This is a genomic window from Bacteroides sp. HPS0048, from assembly GCF_964240755.1.
Taxonomy (GTDB): domain Bacteria; phylum Bacteroidota; class Bacteroidia; order Bacteroidales; family Bacteroidaceae; genus Bacteroides; species Bacteroides nordii.
On sequence record NZ_CAXSVC010000053.1, the window covers coordinates 18,295 to 19,387 of the forward strand.

Below are 1,093 nucleotides of genomic sequence, written 5' to 3' on the forward strand. Positions count from 1 at the left end.
CTTGCTTCCACCGGGCGGTTCTGCTCCAGGTCTTGTGAAAGGGCCAGCATCAGTGACTTGCCTTCATCCAGCACATAGATCTTCTCCCGTTGCGCTTCCGCGAAACTGTAAGCCTTCCATACGGAAAATCCCACAAGCAGGGTGCATACACACAGATAGACGATTCCGAACAGACGCAGGTGTCGGAAGCTGCTCTCGATATTTTTCAATGATTTGAATTCCATTCTGTAAATGTTTTATACTGTTATTACTTGATAAGCCTGCCGGCAATGTTTCCCACCGCCGCTCCGGCAGTCCCGGCCACCACGGAGCCTGTCTTGGATGCCGCCTGGTTCACGTTCTTTCCATAATTGCCCGCACCGCCTCCGGCCTGCACAATCCAGTTCGATACGGTCGGGATGGTGAAATACCCGATGATGCCGATAATGAGGAAAGTGATGTAAACCCCGTTTGAGCTGTCGGGGATGAAATCCGGGTCGGAAAGCTGTTCGATGTCCCTCTGCAGCATCAATATCTGGATTCTCGCCAGCACGCTGCTGAACAGGTCGCTTACGGGAAGCCACAGGTAGATACTGATGTAGCGGACGAACCACTGGCTGAGAGAAGCCTGGAAACCGTCCCAGCAGGAGATGGCAAAGGAAACGGGACCGAGTATCGAAAGCACGATCAGGAAGAATGTCCTCAGCGTGTCGATGACCAGCGCCGCCGCATTGAACAGGAGTTCCAGCAGTTCGCGGAAGAAATTCTGCACGGCCCTTTTCATGTTGTACATGGCACGGTCCACATACATTCCGCAGGCTTCTATAGCGTCAAACGCGCCCAGCTCGTCCAGCCTGTTGTCAAAAGTCTCCTTGTCGACCAGATAGGCTGTCTCGGGATTCCGTTTCATCGCCTCAGTCTCCAGCTTGTCCTTCTGCGCCCTGTACTCGTTCATGTCAAAGGTCTGCGACTCCAATATGGTATGGGTCCCTTTCACGACGGGCGAGAGGATGCTGTTCAGCGTACCCAGAACGAGTGTCGGAAAGAACATGATACAAAGCCCCAAGGCGAACGGACGCAAAAGCGGAAAGACATCCACAGGCTCGGCACGGAC

General features: G+C 53.7%; 1 protein-coding gene and 1 pseudogene. Both read right to left on the bottom strand.

Going from position 1 to position 1,093, the window contains the following annotated elements; all coding sequences use genetic code 11:
• Nucleotides 1-224, bottom strand: a pseudogene (locus ACESQI_RS23090) (conjugative transposon protein TraK); the annotation flags it as partial.
• A 23-nt stretch (nt 225-247) separates the two neighbouring features.
• Nucleotides 248-1,093, bottom strand: an 846-nt coding sequence (gene traJ / locus ACESQI_RS23095; protein WP_373127292.1) for a conjugative transposon protein TraJ, incomplete at its 5' end; no start/stop codon positions are given.